19 protein-coding genes are annotated in these 17,799 nt (G+C 42.8%); 5 read left to right on the forward strand and 14 right to left on the reverse strand.

The features are described from left to right. Positions 1-91 precede the first annotated feature (91 nt). The 7 genes from MKY95_RS20165 to MKY95_RS20195 all read right to left on the reverse strand — a co-directional run bounded on the left by MKY95_RS20165 (position 92) and on the right by MKY95_RS20195 (position 5,784). The gene (locus tag MKY95_RS20165) at positions 92-1,444 is read right to left on the reverse strand and encodes a glucoamylase family protein (protein ID WP_076317561.1); all 1,353 of its coding nucleotides are present in this window, start codon (positions 1,442-1,444) and stop codon (positions 92-94) included. Positions 1,445-1,737: 293 nt separating this feature from the next. Then, a complete protein-coding gene (locus tag MKY95_RS20170) occupies positions 1,738-2,223 on the reverse strand; it encodes a hypothetical protein (protein WP_076317560.1) in 486 nt (161 codons plus the stop codon). A 92-nt stretch (positions 2,224-2,315) separates the two neighbouring features. Then, on the reverse strand, positions 2,316-2,693 hold the full coding sequence (locus MKY95_RS20175; protein ID WP_076317559.1) for a DUF3784 domain-containing protein: 378 nt from the start codon (positions 2,691-2,693) through the stop codon (positions 2,316-2,318). Positions 2,694-2,780: 87 nt separating this feature from the next. After that, entirely contained in the window at positions 2,781-3,161 is a 381-nt protein-coding gene (locus MKY95_RS20180) for a hypothetical protein (RefSeq protein ID WP_253501164.1), read from the reverse strand. A gap of 18 nt (positions 3,162-3,179) precedes the next feature. Continuing rightward, a complete protein-coding gene (locus MKY95_RS20185) occupies positions 3,180-3,923 on the reverse strand; it encodes a hypothetical protein (protein WP_179088613.1) in 744 nt (247 codons plus the stop codon). After that, positions 3,923-5,230 (reverse strand): SPFH domain-containing protein, encoded by a 1,308-nt coding sequence (locus MKY95_RS20190; RefSeq protein ID WP_076317556.1) that lies wholly within the window; start codon positions 5,228-5,230, stop codon positions 3,923-3,925. Before MKY95_RS20190 ends, MKY95_RS20185 begins: the two co-directional genes overlap by 1 nt. Positions 5,231-5,514: 284 nt before the next feature. Then, positions 5,515-5,784, reverse strand: coding sequence for a DUF6809 family protein (locus MKY95_RS20195; protein WP_076317555.1), 270 nt, complete (start codon positions 5,782-5,784; stop codon positions 5,515-5,517). A 253-nt stretch (positions 5,785-6,037) separates the two neighbouring features. Between MKY95_RS20195 and MKY95_RS20200 the strand changes: the two genes are divergently transcribed. Next, complete coding sequence (locus MKY95_RS20200) at positions 6,038-7,018, forward strand: serine hydrolase (RefSeq protein WP_076317554.1); 981 nt, start codon at positions 6,038-6,040, stop codon at positions 7,016-7,018. Positions 7,019-7,102: 84 nt separating this feature from the next. Here MKY95_RS20200 and MKY95_RS20205 read toward each other — a convergent pair whose 3' ends face one another. The 3 genes from MKY95_RS20205 to MKY95_RS20215 all read right to left on the reverse strand — a co-directional run bounded on the left by MKY95_RS20205 (position 7,103) and on the right by MKY95_RS20215 (position 9,698). Continuing rightward, a complete protein-coding gene (locus MKY95_RS20205) occupies positions 7,103-8,125 on the reverse strand; it encodes a serine hydrolase (protein WP_076317553.1) in 1,023 nt (340 codons plus the stop codon). A 230-nt stretch (positions 8,126-8,355) separates the two neighbouring features. Beyond that, positions 8,356-9,084, reverse strand: coding sequence for a DUF1361 domain-containing protein (locus MKY95_RS20210; RefSeq protein ID WP_076317552.1), 729 nt, complete (start codon positions 9,082-9,084; stop codon positions 8,356-8,358). Between the two features lie 29 nt (positions 9,085-9,113). Continuing rightward, positions 9,114-9,698 carry a hypothetical protein gene (locus MKY95_RS20215; RefSeq protein WP_143780979.1) on the reverse strand — a complete coding sequence of 195 codons (585 nt, stop codon included), beginning with the start codon at positions 9,696-9,698 and terminating at the stop codon, positions 9,114-9,116. A 371-nt stretch (positions 9,699-10,069) separates the two neighbouring features. Here MKY95_RS20215 and MKY95_RS20220 point away from each other — a divergent pair, with 371 nt between their 5' ends. After that, on the forward strand, positions 10,070-10,651 hold the full coding sequence (locus MKY95_RS20220) for a spore coat protein (RefSeq protein ID WP_235193902.1): 582 nt from the start codon (positions 10,070-10,072) through the stop codon (positions 10,649-10,651). A gap of 240 nt (positions 10,652-10,891) precedes the next feature. After that, on the forward strand, positions 10,892-11,845 hold the full coding sequence (locus MKY95_RS20225) for a hypothetical protein (protein WP_076317550.1): 954 nt from the start codon (positions 10,892-10,894) through the stop codon (positions 11,843-11,845). A 99-nt stretch (positions 11,846-11,944) separates the two neighbouring features. Here MKY95_RS20225 and MKY95_RS20230 read toward each other — a convergent pair whose 3' ends face one another. Then, the gene (locus tag MKY95_RS20230; protein ID WP_076317549.1) at positions 11,945-12,880 is read right to left on the reverse strand and encodes a sigma-70 family RNA polymerase sigma factor; all 936 of its coding nucleotides are present in this window, start codon (positions 12,878-12,880) and stop codon (positions 11,945-11,947) included. Positions 12,881-12,911: 31 nt separating this feature from the next. After that, the gene (locus MKY95_RS20235; RefSeq protein WP_036672879.1) at positions 12,912-13,358 is read right to left on the reverse strand and encodes a carboxymuconolactone decarboxylase family protein; all 447 of its coding nucleotides are present in this window, start codon (positions 13,356-13,358) and stop codon (positions 12,912-12,914) included. A 408-nt stretch (positions 13,359-13,766) separates the two neighbouring features. On the opposite strand from MKY95_RS20235, the gene MKY95_RS20240 reads away from it, so the two are divergent. Next, positions 13,767-14,813, forward strand: coding sequence for an aromatic ring-hydroxylating dioxygenase subunit alpha (locus tag MKY95_RS20240; protein WP_076317548.1), 1,047 nt, complete (start codon positions 13,767-13,769; stop codon positions 14,811-14,813). 466 nt (positions 14,814-15,279) lie between these two features. Here MKY95_RS20240 and MKY95_RS20245 read toward each other — a convergent pair whose 3' ends face one another. Together MKY95_RS20245 and MKY95_RS20250 are read right to left on the reverse strand one after the other, a co-directional pair. Beyond that, a complete protein-coding gene (locus MKY95_RS20245) occupies positions 15,280-16,038 on the reverse strand; it encodes a cupin domain-containing protein (protein WP_245838219.1) in 759 nt (252 codons plus the stop codon). A gap of 166 nt (positions 16,039-16,204) precedes the next feature. Beyond that, positions 16,205-17,278, reverse strand: coding sequence for a leucine-rich repeat domain-containing protein (locus MKY95_RS20250; protein ID WP_143780978.1), 1,074 nt, complete (start codon positions 17,276-17,278; stop codon positions 16,205-16,207). An 87-nt stretch (positions 17,279-17,365) separates the two neighbouring features. On the opposite strand from MKY95_RS20250, the gene MKY95_RS20255 reads away from it, so the two are divergent. After that, positions 17,366-17,719 carry a hypothetical protein gene (locus MKY95_RS20255; protein WP_143780977.1) on the forward strand — a complete coding sequence of 118 codons (354 nt, stop codon included), beginning with the start codon at positions 17,366-17,368 and terminating at the stop codon, positions 17,717-17,719. The last annotated feature ends 80 nt before the right edge of the window (positions 17,720-17,799 follow it).

A 17,799-nucleotide genomic window follows, 5' to 3' on the forward strand; every position in this document is an offset into this window, starting at 1 on the left:
ACGAAGCATGCTCATACCCTGCTTCGTTCCGCCCATCTTTTAATCTTCGTCCCATTTCGTTAGCGAGATTGCTCTAATCTAAAGCAACCCTTCATTGAATGGAAAACACTTCTTTTTTCAATAATTCTTCTGGCGTCTGCCCTATCACATCACTGTGAAAATAATCGCGGATAACGCCATCTTGAAGATAATTGGCGATCGACACCATAATCATCCCTTGATCCAGTGCCAGATAAGCTTTTGCAAGTTCTCCCGTTTCAATATTTACTGAGTCATAGAACCCATATTTTCCAAACATTTTGAAGTTCTTTAAAGCTTTAATGTTCTTTCGAACTGCTTCAGGGGCATAATCCAGAGCAAGGAATGTTGCGTGTGCTGTTACCGTTGCTCCATCTTTGTAACCAGAGGTACCTAACGGCGTTGCTGCAAACTCACTGTAACCTGCCGGAGTGGCAGAAGGTGAGAAGCCCCATGCGGAATACCCTTTTTCTTTGGCATATTCGATTTGCAATTCGACATGACGCTGGTTGTTCAATCCCAAAGCTTGAGTACCCAGGTCTTTTTCCTTTATGACCATACCGGGCATAAGAGCTTCAAACATACTACCTCCCCAGCTTGGTACGAACTTTTTATCCTTGTATACATAACTTCCTTCAAACACATCCACTCCATCGTACTTAACGGATTTGCCTTGAGGAATCTGAGCTTGCCAATCCCATTCTTGAGGTAATGTGCGATACATCTTCCACCAATGATCTTGAGGAACGTCACCTTTCCCAATAGCAATATAGCTGCCTACACGTGGTTCCGTATAAAACATCCCATAATGGTGGTCCGTCAGCGCGCCTTTAGCCACATCATAACCGCCGCGGAATTGGCCGACTTCAGGATCATATAGCGGAGTATAATTCATATTTTCAACCAACTTGCTTGTTTCCCCATGAAGTTCTTCATAGGCTTGCCCAACAACAATTAAACCAGCGGATAACCAGCCATTATCGACTTGGGAAATAAATTGCCCCCAATCTTTCTTCACCGAACCGTCATCTGTGTTATACCAGTTATAAAATAGGCCGTTCCACTTTTCTAACTTCTCGAGGGAATTTATAGTTGTTTGCAGGCGATGTACAGCTTCTTTCTTTGAAATAATGCCCAATTGTTGCGCTGAAACGGTACTCATCATATACATTGCGATGTTTGTGGGCGAGGTACGTTTAGCTTCTTCTATCCCGTTTTCACTGTGTCGTACTTCATCGTAAGTCAAGCCAGTATTTTGATCCGTATAGTCCTCAAAAAACGTATAGGTCTTATATGCAATCGCTTTCAATTCTGCTCGAAATCCAATTAAATTGCTTGAGTCACCTGCTGAAGCCATAGGAGTTAAAGCTAGATTAGCTAACAAACAAAAAGTTAAAATGAAGCTGAATTGTTTTACTTTTTTCATGATTTTCTCCCTTCAAATGAATTCGAAACGTTTCGTGTACATGTTATCATAATTTTCCCATTTCCGTAAACAAGAAAATAGAACGCTTACAAATACTGAATATAATGTGGCTTAATTATAAATGTGAAATTCGAAACGTTTCATTAAAAGGACCACATTAAGGTGATTCACGTGGAATTATATGACGTATTTGATCGTTTGAGGGTCTTTTAGAGATTCTAAATTGAGGAGATTAAAAGCCTGACTCCATAGGAATCAGGCTTAATCCTTTCTCGTATCCATTCTGAACCGTTCTAATTTGCTACAACTGTTGTTCCGCAATACTCGCAATCCGTTGATTGTTTAGGAAGCACTTTTGCCTTCGCCCCACACCCCGGGCAACTCACTGAAACAGGCCTTTGTGGCTCTTCAACTTTTTCTTCGACTTTCTCTTCAGTGTTTTCCTTATCCGAGAAATTGATCTCTGTATAGTTAATTGTATTATGACTACTGTAACTAACGGTATTGCTATTGTAACTTGAATAAGTATGCGGATTCACATTTTCGCGATCAAGATGACCTCCATAGTCTCCTCCATAAAACTTTCGTTCCGGGACACGCTTTTTCTTAACACGTTTTTTCCTAAGCAATTTAATACCAAAAAACAAAAATAAAAATTCAATAATAATAACTCCAATTATGCCAAATAGATCCCCACTTTTGTGATTGTCTGCATTGAAAAAAGCAATGGGTGTGCCAATTGCATACACCATAAAAATGAGCCCGAAAAACTTCCTCAATTTGATTCCTCCCAAACAAACTCTACGCCTAACCGACACACTACAAGTATCCGTCCGCTAAAACTGTTAAAGTCTATTTATGTTAGCTACGACTAAGAGATCCTCATTGTCGTTCCACAATACTCACAATCCGCAGACAAAGCAGGATATACCTTTACCTTGGCTCCACACCCTGAACAATTCACGGATACAGATTCTTGAGGTTCATCTTCTCTATCTTCATATTTCTCATTATGCTGATCTTCGTAATATTGATTATCATTAGAATTGTGATGGTATTGATCAGTGTTAGAACGAGATTTAGGTCGACCACACATTTTAATGCCCGTAACAAGTACGATAACCCCAGGGATAAAAAGAATTATCGTACTGATAATGGCCGTTTCTGTTCCTTCGGATATTAATATTAAAGATAACAGGATCGTCACAGACGAAAGGATAATGAATAAAATGCCAAAAAATTTCTTCACCGCGTTTCCTCCTTAAAACATCACACTCTACCTAGCAGTGTATATTACAAGTATCCGTAAAAGAAGTCATTTAGTCCGCTACACGGTTTACGAAATCCTCATTGTCGTTCCGCAATACTCACAATCCGCAGACGAAGTAGGATATACCTTTACTCTAGCTCCACACCCTGAACATATTAAGGATAAAGGTTCTTGAGATTCCTCGACTTCTTCATACTCCTCGTGATAGTTACCTCCGTCATATTGCACATTACTACTAGAATCGTCATCATAATGTTGATCGGCTTTAAGTTGAAATTTAGGTCGACCACACATTTTAATTCCTATAACAAGCAGAACAATTCCACTTACAAAAAGTACAAATGCATTGATAATTGCCACATCAGTTCCCTCGGATAGTTCGAATAAAGAGAACAGAATTGTTATACATGAAATTATAATGAATATAATCCCAATTTTCTTTTTCAAAGTTTCTCCTCCTGCAATTTATGATTTGCTTGTCATGATCTGTTGATTGCGCTCTTTCAAACGGAACTTTAACTGGGATAGTTGCGAAGCAAAACGTTCACTATTTACCAATTCCCCTGCTTCGTACTGATTTGCAAGCTCACTGTTCATCAATTCAATGTCCAGCAAGATCTGGCGGTCATTTTTCTCAAGTGAATCCGGAGTGATTGGGTCACTATACTTTACAAGTTCAATTAATGACTGAACGGTTTTACGCTCCTCTTCCACAGTTAGGACGGGTTGTTGCACCATGGTATGAAGCAATTGCTGTAAAGCTTTTTCGATTAATTGTAAGTTTACGATTTTTGTATGTTCATCTGTTTCATGACGGCGCGCACTCTGAATATAGATCATAATGATTCCGCACAAAATAATTGCGATCGCAATTGTTACCGTGTGTAACAATACGAACCAACGAAGCGCATGATCTGCTGAACCTGTTAACAACGTGTAGATCATCACACAAATCAGATAAATAACCAATACTACTCCTAACGCTGTGTAACCTGGAACAAACCGTTTAAACCGATCCATATTTTGCATGATGAACCGTGCGTAGATCCAAATAGCCGTAATCGCTACATAAGAAGCAACGAGATTCATCCAAAAAGAAAACGACAGAAGCGCATGATTAAACAGCGTAAAAGAAACGATTGATGATACTAACATGCATATTAAATAGACGACATCCAAAATCAAGAGATTGCTCCGTTTTACCATCACTATGCCTGTCCTCCTTCTTGCAGATTGTTTCCGCAATCGAGACAGAACTTCTGGCCGGGTTTTACTTCATGTTGGCAACGACTACATTTCAAGCTTAAACCTGTGCCACAGTTGCCACAGAATTTTGTATGACCGGAATTCATATGGTTACAATTTGGGCATGGGCTAGGCATCGGTTGATGACATTGGATACATTCCAATGCGTTCTCCGCATTATCCGCCCCACATGAAGGACATGCATGGTATTTGTCACCACAGTTAGGACAGAATTTGGTTCCCTTTGGCAAGGCATGTCCACAATTGTTGCAATCTGTTGTTGCTACCGATTTTTCGGCTAATGAATTGCCACATTTGCTGCAAAAAGAGCTGTTCTCCTGATTCGGATGATGGCACTGCTTACATATACTTACTGCAGGTGTTTCCTTCGTAGACATCACTTTAGACATCTGGGACATCTCGCCACTGAAAGAACCACCCAGACCAACCCCCATGCCCATACCAAGCCCTGCGCCCATGATGTCTGACTGCATGCTTCCTTCATTCTTCGCTGCACCTTCAAGCGTATCAAACGAACGTTCTTGCTGATAGGTGTACCCAATAATATCCATCTCAGCTTTGCGTGCCAACGCTTCTCTTAATCGAATGACTGAAGGGTCTTCTTCAGGCAGATTAACATTGTGAATATACAGGTTGATTAACTCAATACCAAATTCTTCAAAAGTAGAAGCTACCGTATCTGCAAAATGTCGTGATATCTCGGCGATATATGCATTGATCTCCAAAACACTTACTTTTCTATGTATTAGATATGATGACAACATGGAGTTAATATTCATGATAATCAACCCACGGAAGTAATTAATCATATTAGCTTGGTTAAACTCAGGCAGTGTTCCCACAAGCTTGACCAAAAATTTTCGTGAATCCGAAATTTTAATTCCCATTTGTCCAAATGTTCTTACGGGAACAATAATATTATACTTGGGATCCTGGATCTGAATCGGATTCGCCGTTCCCCATTTAACGTCCAATGCGCTTACTTGATTGACATACCATACTTCTGCTGCAAAAGGTGACTTTCCTCCGAACGGAAGGTTAACGAGACGGTTCAAGATTGGGATATTCGCAGTACTCAACGTATGCCTTCCGGGTCCAAACATATCAAGCGCTCTTCCATCCTTGAAAAGAATTGCTTGTTGAGATTGATTCACAATTAACTGAGTCCATGTTCCCAGTTCAGTCTCAGGATGTTTCCAAGCAAATACATCAGGTGAGCCATCATACTTAATTACGTCAATAATCGCCATGTTTAATTCCTCAATTCAGTATTAGATTACTATAATTTACTAATAAGTTCTTTTGCTAAAACACTGATTCTACACTATTTCCTATATTTAATTGTCTTTCATCTACTTATTCCATGTTTAGGCATTGATATTTTACCATTTCTAACCTTAATACGCACTAACATAGTTCATGTTTCATATGATATTTTTCCTATATTGGCATGTTCATATTAGTAAAAACCTCTTCCATATCTTCATAGGAAAGAGGTTAACTATGTAACCACAAATTGTGAAAAACCAAAATATTAGCTTGTGAAACCACTCTCGATCATAATCAACGTCCCAATTTTGAAACCACTGGCAAAAGCCTCTTTTGAATGTATAGAATGAACTTGATCCATCATATCAAACAATACCTCGAGTTGTTTAAAGTCATCCTCCGAGAGCTTTTTCTGAAATTTTTCGATATAAGCTGTAATCTCCTTATGAATAGAACGATACTCCGAATCTTTAGGAACAATATTCTCCTCTGGTCTCAGGTTACCGTAATATAATTCTTCTATTATATTTCCCACATCACAGACCCCTTTCTCTTATACATGTCTGGTACTCTTCTCATGACAATTATATAAGATTGACAGACAATGCTGGGAATTTATGCGATATTCGCATGTGATTCTTATAGCTTTCATAGGATATCGCATTTTGCATGCTTGCTTTGACATAATAATGTAGCGCTTGTTGAGCCCTACCTCGGGAGTATGCTAAGATAATGGACACCTATTTCTACAAAATCCTATAACAAATCAACCGTACAGAAAGGACACTATGAATCCTTCATCACTGTCATCCAAGTTACAACAGATCGTTCCGCAGCTGGATCTGCGAAGCTGCCTCGTCAGCGTACGCGGTGAGATTATGTACGAACACTACCGCAACCAAGAGGCTGCGACTGATATTGCAAAAATCAATTCATGTACCAAGAGTGTGCTGTCCGCGCTCATCTGTATAGCGAAGGATAAAGGTTTGTTGCCAGAGGCATCAGCCCCAATCTCTACTTTTTTCCCACAGTTGACATCCGATCCTGATCCGCGCAAACCAGCGATCACGCTGGAACAACTGCTTACCATGACAGCCGGGTTCAACTGGGACGAGTTCGGCGGGCAGAATTCATTCCCTCGCATGACCCGCACCGATCATTGGGTGGATTTTGCGTTGGAACAACGCTTAAGTCATGAACCGGGTACATACATGGAATACAATTCAGGAGTATCACAGATCCTATCCGCCATCCTGATGCAAAATGCAGGTATGGACGTAGCCGAGTTCGCAGAACGTTATCTTTTTGGCCCGCTGGGAATTAAGGATTATGAATGGGAAAGTGATCCTCAAGGTGTACATACCGGCGGATTCGGTCTTAAGATGTTACCCGTAGATCTGCTGAAATTTGGTCAGCTGTTTCTACAGCAAGGTATGTGGGAGGGTGAGTCTCTCATTTCAAGTGATCTCGTATCCCGTTCGACGCAGCCTTTCATTACAGTCACTCCACCGAATCACGGCAGTTATGCTTGGCATTGGTGGGTGGATGTCTATCCGAACGAAAGGTCTGACTCCGAAAATATTGCTGCTGAAGACAACCAACCCAATCTCCATTATTATTACGCGCGAGGATTTGGTGGTCAGTATGTATATATTGTCCCAGAGCTCGAACTTGTTACGGTGTTAACCAATGACAAACGAAAGAAAGAGAAACCTCCGCTGGATGTTTTCCCTCGATTAATCGCCCCTGAGCTATGGAAAATGTTATAACCGGAGGCAGTCCTATCTATCCTGTTCGACCAATGAACCCCCAACCTTGTGGCCATAACCTGACCATAGGTTGGGGGTTATTCGTCATGCCAAAGCTTCTTCGATAGCAATTGTTATTGGATACGGACCAGACTCTTGATTAGAGACCACAACCAGTTGTAGATCATAGTCCCGATACACGGAAGACATGAACGACACTCCTGGATCAAACCCCATGACATGAAATTTGAAAATCGCTTCTCCCTTGCGGTCAATCCAGATACCCTGCCCATAATACTCTTCATCCTCTTGATGAGCATGTGGAGTTAATAACTGCTGTGTCGCCTCTTCATTCAACAATTGGTGACCCAGCAAAGCACCCCAAAATCGAATCATATCCGGTGCCGTAACATAGGCTCCACCATCTGATCCACCTTTGACAGGAATGGAGAACATATTAGTATTCCAAGAGCCATCTTCATGATCGATATACCCTAAAGCTGTGTTACGCGGGAGCTGATCTGTTACGAAATAACCGGAGTCCTTCATACGACACCTTTTGAAAATGTGCTCTTCCACATAATCTGTAAACGACAGTCCTGAATGTTGTTCCACGATAAGTCCCAGCACAATGAAACCCGCATTGTTGTAGTGAAAACGTTCACCCGGAGCAAACTTCATTGGCATATGCTGAAACATGGGCAGAAAGTCACTTAATCGCCGCATCGCATAGACGGGTCTGTCTTTCCATAATTCTGAAAAGTCATCCATCACTGCTTCATCGAAATAATCCGGAATGCCTGACGTGTGTGTTAACAACTGCTGGATGGTGATCCCTTTGTCCCACAGTGGAAACTCCACATCCAACACATCGTTCAGCTTGGAATCGGCAGACAACTTGCCTGCTTCAATCAGTTGGCATACACTCACTGCCGTGAAAATCTTACATCCTGATGCAATTCCAAAGCGTGTGTCCACCTGATTGGCAAGCTCTTCACTGCGATTTGCATAACCACGTTTCATATTCAAAAGGGTTTTTCCGGCTTGCTGGAGTAATACAACACCCGAAAAATTCACGTGTTCCATGACTTCTTCTACTTTTGTTGTCAGCTCTACTGCATTCAACATTTTGTTGTTCACCTACTTGTCTATGTATTCATTACATTCTCATTCTTAATTCTTCGTCATATCCTGCATACCTGCCAAATTTTCATAAAAAGAAGGATTACTCCCTTATAAAAGGAAATAACCCTTCTTCAGACAACGTAAGATTAAGTTTGACAAAGCATGCTCAAATGCTGTTCAATCACTTGTTCCACTCGTTTTACCGTAAGTCTATCTCCTCAAAACAACATAGGTTAGCGCAACGCTTGCAGGTCCGCCTCGGGACTTCCTGCACTCTTCTTCGTTTCGCGGGGAGACCTCGTATTAATCAGATAATACAATGTGGCATAGATTGTGATGATAAACGTGCAAAAAAACAGGCAAAACGCCAGAGACGGACGGCTTACACTTTCGTGCATCAGTTCAATCAGCGTCTCGCGATTCGTCAGTGCATCCCAGCTATTCAGTCGATATACGCGTCCAAGCAATACCCCGTAACTTCCCAAAGCACAACCTGCCAGTACAAAGATCCAAGATGCCCAGCGTCCAATTCGGTGATAGATCACTTCCTGAAGCTGATACATCGACAGGAATCCAAGCAGGAGTCCAGTCCAGACAAACATTAATACAACACTTAAGTCGTACCAATACGTATAGTCCACCCCATTCCCACCATAATACCGGGAACTTCTCGCTGTAAGATGAACCAGATCCGTAACAATGTAAGAAGAGTTCGGGAAAAATAACAACCACAGCAGACCACTTGCAACTGCAAGCCATGCGGCACCTTTCCATTTCACATCACTTAGAAGATAGGCTGCATAAGAGAACACAAAAGGAATCCAGCCCAAGAACAGATTCCAGATCAGGAAGCGGAAATAACGCTGATCCAGCCAATCAGCAGCTACATAGTACAATCCAAGCGTTACTATGGTGACCACACTAAGGAAAATAAATATGCGAATATAATTCAGTTTTCTCAATGATTCTGACCTCACTTGATAAAATTCAATTAGTTTCGAAAATAGCGGATGATTTCTTCCTTATTCTTTTCCACACGCAAATTCAATCCTCGTTTATCCTTTAATCCATACTGCTGTAATTCATGCCCTGGATCAAGCACTAACGGTTTCGTTGCCACATCAACCAGCAAATCCATCGTCAGTTGATAGGTTTCCCGTATCTTGTCCATCGGCAGAGAGGATTCATACCGTTTGATCAGCTCAATCAGACGTTCAGCATACACGAGACGAACCATACTGTCCGCACTCTTCAATTGTCTTGAAGCAAATGCTGTAATGGCCTTAATTATACTTGGTTCTGTCCGATGTTTGGCAATCAACGCAAGTTCATCCACCGCATCCCAATTCATGATAGACAGCTCGGAACTTAATTGTTGAATTCGCTCTCCTATCCATTGTTCCTCTAACTCTTCGGGTACGTCCCATCGCTTATAGTCGGCATACACGCCTTCTCGATGCATCTGTATTGCGCTCCCGTAATGTTTGACGAACAATTCCTTTGCTACACCCCAATCGGTCTCTTCCATTTTAACCACCACCATACCTGTTCCTATTTGTGCGTATACTGCTAACATTACATAAATTTACTACTCTCCAAGCATACTATAGAAGTTGAACTATACATTTGCACGAGAACGCAGAGGACAAAAAGAACCTGAAGAAGTGAAGCGTTCGCTAAAAGCTTTCTACAAGAAAGCTACTTCGGAAGCATAAGCTTATCACCGGATTTTCACCTTTGTAAAATTGAATTAAAAATCTGGGGATAACAGCGATCGGAAGGTTGTTCTGTCATCGGAGTGGCAAGTGTAAATATTCTTTCGTTCAGCTTATATAGAATCATACCATTTACCAAAGGAGAATCAAATTTACAATGAATCCAAATTCGATGCACCCTCAAAATTTAGTACAACCCACATTGAATGCTAATCCAAATGTCACCCCTAACATGAATCATGGCGGTCATGAGATGTTCGATGTACATGAGATTCTGTCCTCCACCATTAACGTCCTGGATCAATACATGATCTTTCGTACATTTGTGCAGAGCCAGGAACTGATTGGCATTCTCGACCGGCAGTACAATTTCATATTATCCCAGTACAATCTGACAGCAGAGTGTTTTGCATCCGGACAGAAGCCTCATCAAGAGACAGCTACCTATATGATCCCCAACATGGTACCACCGGTATATGGCCTTAAGCCATCAGCACCTAAAAAGCCAAACCAGAGCTTGGCCGATGTAAAGGATGCCGGGATTAGCGGTCATATGCTGGGACTGATCAAGTCACATGCGAGTCTGCTCGGCATGTCCTGTAGCGAGATCACAAATGGAACGGTTCGCCGAGTCATCGCTTCGCAGATCCAGCATTTTATTGAGATGGCCTATGAAATTTTCATGTTCCAGAATAAAAACGCCTATTATCAAGTACCTCAACTCACTCCAAGTGATACACAACAGATGCTTCAGGCATACATTCCAGCAACCGGAGCACCTCAGATGCCTATTAACAATAAACCACTTCATTAATTAGAAAATAAAATCCGCTTCCCCAGAACAGTCTCTTAACCCTTTCGGGTTTTAGGGGCTGTTCTTTCATTATTTGTAATCATTTTCCTACTGAAGACACTTGATTCGCTTACCAGAAACTGGTTTAATCAAAGACAAACCCGTACATTTTCAACTTACGGATCATACATATAAATAGGGTGAAATGCCGTTATACGAGAATTCAAATGGCTTTTTCTTCATTAATGGGGAGGTATACAAATGAGATGGAAGCAACCTGCTAAACTTGGTTTACTGGCTATGGCTCTCGGCTGTACTGCCATTGGCGCAATACTCACACCTTCAACAACGCTAGCTGCACCTGTCCCCGCTTCCAAAGCGGTGTATCATCAATTCCAAACCTATCGAACAGAAGCAGTGAAGTCCACAGAAAGTCTGGTTAAAGCGCGTAAATACCTGATGAATCATATCAATAAAGTCGACCCTTGGCAGGCCACACTAATGACGCTGCAACTGGAGAACATGCAGAACGTGAAATTGGCTAATATGGACTACCAAATGTATACGGAACAATTTCAACAGGCCATATCTCAAGCCCATGAACAACTTGGTTACGAACAGAAGCTTACATATAGTCGTCTGCTCAAAGAAATTAAAGATCCGACCGTGAAGAAACTTCTGCAGGAAGCTTCAGATCTCGGGTTCAAACTGGAAACCAGTGAAGGCTTGTATTACCCCATCATCAATTATGAGATATATCAAAAGTTCAAGCCTTTTGTTAAGGCTGATATTGCTGCGTACATTAATATTATGGCTACCGAGTCCAACCAAATGACAACTTCAGATGGTGGCATTATCATCTCTTGGAACGAATTAATCCAGCGTGCATTGGAGAAAGAAGCCTTTTTGAACAACTTCCCGAATTCCAATCGTACATCAGCAGTGAAGCAAGGGTTATTTGTGGATTATCTGTTTTACGGAAGTGACAACACGCCTGCTTATGATTGGTACACGGATGAAGAAATTCGCACCATGGACCCTGTGGTGAAACAGGCTTACGAGAAAGCTTTGGCTTACCGGGAGCCCGATACGCAGAGTGTTCTTCTGGACACTATGGAAAAGATTTTACGGGTTCTCAATCAGAATAATGATGAGCTTACACCTGAAGTCAGAGCAATCATTGAACCTGTTCAACAACAATTTGCCCGGGAATAATCGGATGCTGAATCGCAAATTGTGAATGCCAAAAAAGCGGCAATCCTCGTGACAGAGGTTGTCGCCTTTAAGTTTACATATTAAGTCCTTACGTTTGGATCAAAGAGTTGAAGTGTCTATTGATGTAAGTTTGTTCGGATTTACAACGAGATACACACCCTCAATCCGCTCTCCAGAAGCGTCCAGCTCCAAACAGAGTACCTCGGACAACTGCCCTTCTTTCATCAACGCGAGTTGAAGTTCGCCATTGATCCACATGGGCACCCATTCTCTTTCACGCAATCGCGTAAGGACTCGCCGTGAGGTCAGGAGTGCAAGCACACCTTTGTGCACGTTCATTGTTCTCATAACCGTATGCACAACGCCACCGCCATCTGCTGTAAATACAGGCTGATCCGCCAGTAACTCGAGCATGGCAGAGACGTCATAACGAAGGAAAGCCGTTGTAAAACGGCTCAGCAATTCACCTTTGGCTATCATATCCGCATCACTCTGCTCGATCGGCGGAAGTCTTTCAGGCAGATTTCGTCTGGCGCGACTAAAGATTTGACGGCAGTTACTCTCCGTTTTGCCCAGCCAATCCGCTATTTCGGAATAATCATATCGGAACGCTTCACGAAGGACAAAAACAGCCCGTTCCATGGGCGATAGACGCTCCAACATGACCAGATAGGCGTAGGAGATCAGTTCTTTTTTCTCCATCGTTTCCTCTGGCATGTTCTCCTCTTCACTGTCCCCCATCGGCTCTGGCAGCCACTCACCAACATAACTTTCCCGCTGATTACGGGCGGAATTTAGCAGATTCAAGCTTCGGTTCACAACCAATCTGGCGATGTAGGACTTGGGATTACGAATATCCTGAGCAGACGTGCTCTGAATCCCCGCAAAGCAATCCTGCACAATATCTTCAGCTTCTACCACACTGCCAAGCATGCGGTAAGCTATTGAAAATGCATATTTTTTATAACGAATATACAACTCACCAACATCCAGAGAAGACACTTCTGGTTCATTGGCGTGGAAATTGGAATTCATAAGAAGCCTCCTCTGGCATGGTGCGTGTATTTTAGTTAAAGCAACCCGGATACATCCCTGTTGTAATCGCAATCCGGTTCCAGTTGTTAATCGTGTTAATGGCCAGGATCAGATCCACCAGTTCGGATTCACTGAAATGTTCACGGACCTTATCGTACAACGCAAGGGGTACACCATGTTCCGAGATTCGGGTCACCGCCTCAGCCAGCTCCAGCATAACACGTTCTTGATCCGTGAAGAAAGGCACTTCACGCCACACACTTAGCAAAAGAATATGATCCGCGTAATCTCCCAGTTTCATCAGATCTTTGGCATGCATATCGAGACAAAAGGCGCAGCCATTAATCTGGGACACTCGGATTTTTAACAGCTCATACAATACTTTATTTTCAAATTGCCCGGATATATATTGCTCCATTGCCATCATCGCTTTAAAAGCACCTGGACTAGCTACTCTGTAATTCGTTCTTAAATTCATTTTTCATTCGCCTCCGTCATTTGGTTTACATACTGTAGACAAATGACGGCCGGGATCTGTGACATTCTTTGCGAAAATCTTTTTATGCCCACAAGAATGGTTGCTCAACTAACGAATATTCACACTGAGATTCTGATGGCAGAACAACCTCCATGGAGTTAATAATCAGTAATGGAAAAACATACTGAAAGGTTGTTCTCTTTTCTACAATTAACATCTAACGTAAGAAAAATCCGCGTTTTTCCGTATTTATGTACGGTTTTTGCTGTATCGTTTGTGATTTTAACCAAAAGTAGGTTGGATATATTGATATTTTGACCAAAAGAGTAGTAACATACGGCTAATTAAGTTAACTTTTCTGACATTAAAAAGAAAATCGTTTATTCATATCGGCAAGGAGTGTTTAATATGATAACTTCCAACGCAAACCGTAATGTGACGTCCGAATTACCTAGAGGGTGTACGTTCACCGCTGAAGACTGGCATGTATTATCCCAATATTGGTACCCGGTAGCCCAAGCAAACGAAGTAACAGACAAACCACTGGCTGCTCAATTACTCGATGTGAAGCTGGTTCTCTACCGCAGTAATGATCAGGTTGTGGTAGCTAAGGATATTTGTTTTCACCGCGGGGCTCCACTAAGCAAAGGCTGGGTAGAAAATGGCGAGATTGTCTGCCCTTATCATGGTTTCCGTTATAATTGTGAAGGAAAATGTACCGCAGTACCTGCGCACCCAAGCGCCAAGATCTCGCCTAAGCTCAAACTTATCGTGTACCCGGCAGTCGAACGTTTTGGCTTGATCTGGACCACTTTGGCGGGAACGGAAGAACAGATCCCCTCCTTCCCTGGATGGGATGATCCGGATTATATCAATATTCTGCCGCCCAACTTTGACATTGCTGGTTCCTCTGGACGACAAATGGAGGGATTCCTGGATGTATCCCATTTTGCCTATGTGCATACCGAGACGTTTGGTGATCGAAACAACACCGAAGTCCCCCAATACAAAGTGAAACGCGAAGGTAATGAGTTACTGGCCGAGTATTGGAGTACGGTGAGTAACTATGGCAAAGGGCAAGATCTTGTTGCACCTGAAGGTTTTCAATGGCTGCGCGAGTTTCGAGTGTTCCCACCTTTTGCGGCTTCTCTTACGGTACATTTCCCAGGAGACGACAAGCTAAATATTCTGAATTGTGCTTCGCCGATCTCTGCCCGTTATACACGTTTATTCTGTCCAATCACACGCAACTTTGACAAAGACGCTCCGATTGAAGACACAATCAAGTTCAACTTGCAGGTATTTGAAGAAGACCGCGAGATGGTCGAGTCACAGAAACCGGAGGATCTGCCCCTAGATCTGCATGCCGAGGCCCATATTCCCGCAGACCGTACTTCGATTGCTTATCGTCAATTATTAACGGAGCTTGGCCTGGGACGAAATTACACATCGTAAATTAAATAGCTGTTCTTCTTTAACCTCAGGCAAGCTATCGATGATGGATGTCAGCGCCTAAAAAGTCTTGAAGTACTATCCTGCGGTCTCTGGGGAATGGGTTGAAAATTTTCTTAGGAACTCAGGACATCTTATTTGGCCTCTAGGTCCTCAGTTAAAATTGTAAGGAACCTCAGACTCGTTATTTCCCAAAATCCCCGATAAAAACACTTCATACGGCTGTTTATTCTGATATAACGTGTCTCAGATTCTTTAGATTTTTGAGCACGCCTCAAATCCTTGATTAAGACGCCTACGATTCGTTAGCACTCCATGCTCCGGACAAGTTTAAGTATGCATCGGCTTTCAGCAGGTTTGAAGACACCTTTAATCAACAAAAGAAGCGTTCCTTTGCGGACGCTTCTTTTGTTATACCTAATTTAACTGAAATACTTATGTGTATTAGATAAACCTCGCCTCAGGAACGTCATCTTTCCTCTTGATTATTCGTATTCACAGGAAGCTCTGTATAATACGGACAGCCCGGCTCATGAATAATACGTGGATCAACCCAAGTGCCCCAATACGGAAGACGGTTCACGTAAGGTTGCATGTTTGGTTGGTTGTTTGGCTGTGTGTTGGGCTGCATGTTTGGTTGTACATTAGGCATTACGTAAGGCTGATGATTCACATTTGGAGCACCGTTAGAGGCAGGAGCAGTTGAAGGCTGGCAATCTGCCGGCGGGCCAATAATCACTGTTTTTTGAATGGGAGCAAGTGCTTCTTGAACTTTTTTCTCATCCAGACAGTACGTATAAGCCAAAAGTTTTGCAGGTGTAAGACGTAAGGTGTCTGAACCAAATATCGCTTCAGGAACCGGAGCATCAAAGATTGCGAGTAAGTGCGTGTGATCTGCAGTAGCCACTTCATAGTGCCACCAGCCTTGAGGAACGTTAGCCACCTGCCCCGGAGTAATCGGGAAATGAAGAAGCTCGTTGGTAAATGGATTAATGAGGGAAACAACTGCCGCACCGCTGATGCAGTATACCAACTCCGTTGCATTCTGATGCGTATGTGGTTCAACCACATTGCCCGTGTTGAGGAAAATATCCAGTAAAGAAACATTGCCCAGTGTGTTTAACTGCTTGATGGAAAGAGCGTTAATATAGTTGTTCTCATCCTTCTTGAATAACGGGTTATTGCTCAAATCGTAAGTAAATTCGGTGGTTGGTAAAGTGTAATCCATGTATGAGGTTGCCAAAATAAAACGCCTGCCCTTCGCTCTCGGTTTAGGTCATAACCTATATGCCAGCTTATGCCCAGCGCCCAGATACGTGAGCCCATTTCCGCCAAGTTTTCCTCGCATAACAAATATCCCTGACTCGGACATCCCGAGAGCAGGGCTCTATTTGTTACATGTTCTTTTTCATTTCCCAGACTTCTTCCCAATGGGTTCCAAATGGAATATTCATTAAGTCTACATACTTCAGCCAATGCATTCTTGTGACAACATCCGGAGTTCCCTCAATCAGTGCATTTGTCACCAGTAAAGCACGCAGATTCTTCAGTCTTTCCAACTCCGGGGGGAGTTCACGTATACCAGAATATACGATCTCCAAATACTTCAGCTCACTTAATTCACCAATCTCAGGCGGGATACAATTTAATCCCAACTCAGTTTGTGGTTTGGGCCTCCAACCAGGTGCAGATTCAAAAGGGCTGCCACAATAAATTCTTAACTCTTGAAGTTGCTTCAATTTCCCGATTTCTGCCGGAATACACTCCAGATCCAACGTTGTAATGACCAATCTTTCCAATGAAGTAAGTTCAAACAGACTTGCAGGGAGTGAGTACAGATTCTGCTCAAAAATCGTCAACTCCTTCAAGTGCTTCAACTCCCGAATTCGTTCGGGAAGCTCACTTAAACCATGTAAGCTGATATCCAGCTTATCGGTCTGATGTCTGATCGCATCGTCCAGGAGATGATCAATTTCCTTATGACGGTCCAAATCAAAGAACAACCCCGGAATCCGCTCCATAAGTTCACTCGCTTCTTTGTATGTAATCCTCATGCCATACATATGCTCATGGGCAACCGAGAAAAAATAATCATTTCCGTCTTCTGTCATAAAGCAAAGATCGTCCGGCAATGACGGATAACACCAATCATGAAAACGATTGGCTTCTTCTTTGAGCACGCGACCCGATTCCGGCGTACAGCGATATGTATAATAGGTGCCTTCGGAATAATAGGCTCCGCTTTTTAGCATCATTTCTTCCATCGTAGCTCGTTCCACAAGATAGGGCTTCAATCTCTCTAACACACGAACTACTTCCGGTATCTCGTTCTCTTCGTACCTTTGTCTGTCTACCAGCATAAAACGATCTGCCTTCTCGATCAATTCGTCAATCAACAGTTCATAGGCAGTTCCTCTTGGATCAGTGTGAAAAGCTACGGCTACCATATGTTCCCCCTCATTACTCATTATTCATTAATCTTCAATCTGCTGTATCATCTGAAACCACTGTGGCATAGGCTGATATCATCAATCCAGTCATTGGAGGCTTATTACATGGCATACGGCCCTGGTTCAGTATCATCCCCGCAACCTGCGGGTTATCCTTACCCTTATTATCCACCACCTCCGCCACCCTCACCGTATCCTTACCCTTATCCCTATCCATACCCGCCCATCGTTCCTGTTCCACTACCATATCCGATCGGTGGTGCTTGGTGGCATGGTGGATATCCCGGCGGTGGTTACCCCGGTGGACACCCTGGTCATTTCCCAGGAGGTGGCTATCCCGGTGGACCTCACGGAGGTGGCTATCCAGGCGGACCTCATGGAGGCGGGCCGGGTGGTCCAGGTGGACACGGAGGACCTCCAGGCGGAGGATTTCACGGACATCGTTTCTTCCAGTGGTAATCATTAGACTCATTCAAAGTACTTGTTCAGATAAAGGAGCTGCTTCGGCAGCTTCTTTATTATTGAAGGAATTGTCTACT

It is taken from the genome of Paenibacillus sp. FSL P4-0176, assembly GCF_037975265.1.
GTDB classification, from domain to species: domain Bacteria; phylum Bacillota; class Bacilli; order Paenibacillales; family Paenibacillaceae; genus Paenibacillus; species Paenibacillus amylolyticus.